Genomic DNA, 4671 nt, shown 5'->3' with positions numbered 1-4671 from the left:
AGCCCTGCGCGGCGCTTCGACAGGCTCAGCGTGAACGGTTCGAGGGGATGCATCCGGCTTCAGTCATTCATCGCAACGTGCGCGCCAGACCGCCCACCACCCGCGCCGCAGCGCGCACCTCGGCCTCGGTGTATCCGGCGTAGCCAAACAGCCAGCCCCGGCGCGGCGATTGCATGGCAAAGCGCGACAGCGGCGCCAGCATGACCCCGGCCGTGAGCGCCCGGCGGCTCAGCGTCTCGTCATCGCTGCCCTGCGCGGCTTCGTGCAGCAAATGCATGCCCCGGTCGCTGGGCACCAGCGGCAGCGCGCCGTCGCTGGCGTCGGCCAGGGCGTCGATCAGCACGCGCTGGCGCTGCTGGTACAGCTCGCGCATCTGCCGCAAATGGCGCAGCAGGTGGCCTTCGGCAATGAAGCGCGCCAGCACCGCCTGCGCATCGCCGGGAGCGTGCCGGTCGGTGATGGCGCGGGCCATCGCAAAGGCATCGACCAATGCGGGTGGCACCACCACAAAGCCCAGGCGCAGGCCGGGGTGCAAAGTCTTGCTGAAGGTGCCCACATACAGCACGCGCTCCGAGCCTGGCAGGCTGCACAGCGCAGGCACGCGCTGTGCAGCGCCGCCATATTGGAATTCGCCGTCGTAGTCGTCCTCCACCACCCAGGCATCGTGCGTGCGCGCCCACTGCAGCAGCGCCTGGCGCCGCGCCAGCCCCATGCCCACGCCCGTGGGGAACTGGTGCGTGGGCGTGACCACGGCCATGCGCGCTGCGGGCCACTGCGCGGCGCCTTCGTCGATCTGCAGGCCCTGCGCGTCCAGCGCCACGGGCCGCGCCAGCACGCCGTGGCCCAGCAGGCTGGCGCGAATGCCCGGGTAGCCCGGGTCTTCCACAAGCACATCGTCACCGGCGTCCAGCAGCAGCCGCGCAATCAGATCGATGCCCTGCTGCGAGCCCGAGCACACCACCACCTGCGCCGCATCGCAGCGGATGCCGCGCGAGGCCCACAGCCACATTGCAATCGCCCGCCGCAGGTCTGCGTCGCCGGCCGGGTCCAGGTATTGCGCGCGGGCGCGGCGCTGCGCGGCGCTGGCCTGGCGCGCCAGCCGGTCCCACAGCGCAAACGGAAAGCTGTCCACCTCGGGCGCGCCGATGCGGAACGCCCGCGCCGCCACATGCGGTGGCCGCCAGCGCGCCGCCGTCTCGGCAATCAGCTGCCCGCGCCGCGACAGCCCGCGCGGCGGCGCCACCAGGCCCAGGGCGGGCGCCGCCGCCACGGCCTGCGCCACAAAGGTGCCGTCGCCCACGCGCGCCTGCACATAGCCCTCGGCCTGCAGCCGCTGCACGGCCCACAGCACGGTGTTGCGCGCCACGCCCAGGCTGGCGGCGTGCTCGCGCGAGGGCGGCAGGCGCGTGCCTGCGGGCAGGCGGCCTTGTTCGATGGCGCTGCGCAGCTGCTCGTACACCTGCTGGCGCAGCAGGCGGGGTGGGCCGACGGCCGCATTGGCTCTGGCACCGGGCATGAATTGGTTCCTTCGCTGTGGCTACGCAGTCATAAACTGAAGAACCATTGTAGAAAGACCCCACCCATGGCCGAGCACCTCGCCACCATCACCTGGACCCGTGGCAACGACGATTTTCTGGACAAGCGCTACCGCCGCGCCCACACCTGGCAGTTCGATGGCGGCGCGGTGGTGGCCGCGTCGTCGTCGCCCCATGTGGTGCCGCTGCCTTATTCCGACGCCGCCGCCGTGGACCCGGAGGAGGCCTATGTGGCCGCCCTGTCGAGCTGCCACATGCTGTGGTTTCTGGACCTCGCCAGCCGCGCGGGTTATCGGCTCAACCGCTACACCGACGCCGCCGTGGGCACCATGGCCAAGAACGCTGAGGGCCAGCTCGTTGTCACCCACGTGCAGCTGCGCCCCGTGACATGCTTTGAGGGGGCCCACGCGCCCAGCGCTGCGCAGCTGGACGACCTGCACCACCGGGCGCATGCCGCGTGTTTTCTCGCCAACTCGGTGAAGACGCAGATCGCCTGCGCGCCCGTGCTCGAAGTGGAAGGAGACTGACCATGGCCAACGCGAACCGGCAGTTCCATGTGAGCGACGCAGCCACCCTGCACGCCCTGGTGCGCGCCCAGCCCCTGGCGACGCTGGTGGTGGCGCAGGGCGGTGCGCTGCACGCCAACCACATTCCGCTGTTTCTCGACCCCACACGCGGCCCGCACGGCACGCTGGTGGGCCATGTGGCGCGCGCCAACGGCCTGTGGCCGCTGCTGCCGCAGACCGGGGTGGCGGTGTTCCACGGGCCGCAGGCGTACGTGTCGCCCACGTGGTACCCGTCCAAGGCGCTGGACGGCAAACAGGTGCCCACCTGGAACTACGCTGCTGTGCACGCCCATGGCACGCTGAGCGCGGTGGACGACCCGGTGCGCCTGCGCGCGATGCTGCACACGCTCAGCGAGCAGCACGAGGCCCACCGGCCAGAGCCCTGGCGCATCGACGACGCCCCGCCCGACTACATCGACAAGATGCTGCGCGCCATCGTGGGCATCGAACTGGCCGTGGAGCGCTGGGAGGGCATCTGGAAGCTGAGCCAGAACCGCACCGACACGGACCGCGCGGGCGTGGTGCGGGGCTTGCTGGCCGAAGGCACCCCGGCGGCCGCAGACATGGCCGCGCTGGTGGAGCGTGGGCCAGCATCCAGCCGCTGATTGCTACGACATTCATAGCTATCATCGCTTGACTGTAAAGCGGTTGGGCATGTTTTGGTGCTCAAGCACCGCCCATCCACCCCATCCGTTCGGGCTGAGCTTGTCGAAGCCTTGCGCGGCGCTTCGACAGGCTCAGCGTGAACGGCCGTGGGGGTTGCGGGAGGGTGATGGCAGGGCGTGTCCGGTGCCAGACCCTGCCCGCAGCAACCCCACTGCCCCACCCCGCCACCTCACCCCTCCAGCATCTCCACCCGCAGCGCCACCACCGCCCCGGCCACCGCAGGGTGAGCGGCCAGCGCGTGCACCGCCAGGTCCACCGTCGCCTGGCCCACCGCATCGGTCAGCACCAGCACCTGGGGCCCCGCACCGGCCGGCAGAGACGACTCGCACGCCAGCGCCACGCGCGCCACCGGCACCTGCTGCGCGGCCAGCCAGGCGCCCACGGCCTCGATCTGCGCCGCACTGTGCACGGGCACGCGCAGATAGTGGCGCGTGTGCACGGCGGCACGCGGCAGCACGGCCAGGTCTTCGTTGACTGCGTGGGCGTGAAAGCCCAGGTGCGGAACCCGCTGCGCGGCGTGCGTGCCGTCGAGCCGCGCCACGTCCACCAGGTCGGCAATCACGGCCGATGCGGTCTGCTCCGAGCCCGCGCCGGCGCCGTAGAACAAGGTCTCGCCCGCCGCATCGCCCTTCACCACCACCGCGTTCATCGAGCCGTTCACCTGCGCCAGCAGGTGCGTGGCGGGCAGCAGCGCGGGCTGCACGCGCAGCTCCACGCCGTTCGCACCGGCATCGTCGCGGCGGCGGGCCATGCCCAGCAGCTTGATGCGAAAGCCCAACTGCTCGGCGCAGGCCACGTCCAGGCCCTGCAGCGCGGTGATGCCCTCCACCTGCGCATCGGCAAAACGCACCGGCATGCCAAACGCGTTGGCCGCCAGCAGCGAGATCTTGTGCGCGGCGTCGATGCCTTCGATGTCGAAGGTCGGGTCGGCCTCAGCGTAGCCCAGCGCCTGCGCCTGGGCCAGCGCCTCGGCAAAGCCCATGCCCTGGTCGCGCATCTGGCTCAGGATGAAATTGGTGGTGCCGTTGATGATCCCGGCCACCCAGTCGATGCGGTTGGCCGTGAGGCCCTCGCGCAGCGCCTTCACGATGGGGATGCTGACGGCCACCGCGCCCTCGTAGGCCACGGCCACGCCGTGCTGGCGCGCGGCGGCAAAAATCTCGTTGCCATGCACCGCCAGCAGCGCCTTGTTGGCCGTGACCACGTGCTTGCCCGCGCGGATGGCGGCCAGCACCCAGTCGCGTGCGGGGCCGGTGCCGCCAGCCACCTCCACCAGCACGTCCACATCGGGGTGCGTGGCCACCTGCATGGGGTCGTTGGTCAGCGCCACGTCTTTGCCCACCACGCGCATCGCGCGGGCCAGGCTGCGGGCGCAGACCACCACCAGCTTGATGCCCCGGCCCGCACGGCCCGCAATCAACGCCTGGTTGCGCGCCAGCACGCGGAAGGTGCCGGCGCCCACGGTACCAATGCCGATCATGCCCACGCGCAGGGGGCGCATGGCCGCATCGGACGACGGCAACAACGGGGCTTCGAGGGACGGGACGGGATCGCGGTACATGGACTTCTCCGACTGACGAACAAACGAACGAACAAACAAAAAAACCCAGCTGCCAGAGCTGGGTTTCGTGCATTCGTCTTGGGGGAGAAGAGAGCGATCACCAGGTGGCTGCCGGAACGGCCACCTGCGCGTGCTCAGGTGGCCGCGGTGGTAATGGTGGTAATCATTCGTGCACCCTGTGCCCGCGTCACACCATCGGCCCGCGCAAATGCGGGCGGCATCATGCCCATGCCCTGGGGGGCAGTGGCGCGAGCGATGGAGGAAGGGGCGGCGAGGTGCGACATGAAGGCGTGCAGTGTAGCCTAGGAGTCTGCGCGGCAGAAGGAGCATCGGCTGCAACGCA

General features: G+C 70.5%; 4 protein-coding genes. 2 read left to right on the top strand and 2 right to left on the bottom strand.

The window, feature by feature from the left end:
- Positions 1-67: 67 nt before the first annotated feature.
- Positions 68-1516, bottom strand: coding sequence for a PLP-dependent aminotransferase family protein (locus tag ACOQFS_RS11015; RefSeq protein ID WP_421562923.1), 1449 nt, complete (start codon positions 1514-1516; stop codon positions 68-70).
- A 66-nt stretch (positions 1517-1582) separates the two neighbouring features.
- Here ACOQFS_RS11015 and ACOQFS_RS11010 point away from each other — a divergent pair, with 66 nt between their 5' ends.
- Positions 1583-2062: an OsmC family protein gene (locus ACOQFS_RS11010; RefSeq protein ID WP_421562922.1), complete on the top strand. Its 480-nt coding sequence runs from the start codon at positions 1583-1585 to the stop codon at positions 2060-2062.
- Between the two features lie 2 nt (positions 2063-2064).
- Positions 2065-2706, top strand: coding sequence for an FMN-binding negative transcriptional regulator (locus ACOQFS_RS11005; RefSeq protein WP_421562921.1), 642 nt, complete (start codon positions 2065-2067; stop codon positions 2704-2706).
- Between the two features lie 230 nt (positions 2707-2936).
- Here ACOQFS_RS11005 and ACOQFS_RS11000 read toward each other — a convergent pair whose 3' ends face one another.
- Positions 2937-4328 (bottom strand): homoserine dehydrogenase, encoded by a 1392-nt coding sequence (locus ACOQFS_RS11000; protein WP_421562920.1) that lies wholly within the window; start codon positions 4326-4328, stop codon positions 2937-2939.
- Positions 4329-4671: the final 343 nt, after the last annotated feature.

The sequence above is a fragment of the Paracidovorax sp. MALMAid1276 genome, assembly GCF_049198005.1.
Taxonomy (GTDB): Bacteria; Pseudomonadota; Gammaproteobacteria; order Burkholderiales; family Burkholderiaceae_C; genus Acidovorax.
The sequence above is the reverse complement of the archived record's forward strand: the minus strand, read 5'-3'. Positions and strand labels throughout refer to the sequence as shown.

Bases quoted from the DNA above. Each gene is read 5' to 3' on its own strand.
- ACOQFS_RS11015 (WP_421562923.1), bottom strand. From the start codon at position 1,516: ATGCCCGGTGCCAGAGCCAATGCGGCCGTCGGCCCACCCCGCCTGCTG.
- ACOQFS_RS11000 (WP_421562920.1), bottom strand. From the start codon at position 4,328: ATGTACCGCGATCCCGTCCCGTCCCTCGAAGCCCCGTTGTTGCCGTCG.
- ACOQFS_RS11010 (WP_421562922.1), top strand. From the start codon at position 1,583: ATGGCCGAGCACCTCGCCACCATCACCTGGACCCGTGGCAACGACGAT.
- ACOQFS_RS11005 (WP_421562921.1), top strand. From the start codon at position 2,065: ATGGCCAACGCGAACCGGCAGTTCCATGTGAGCGACGCAGCCACCCTG.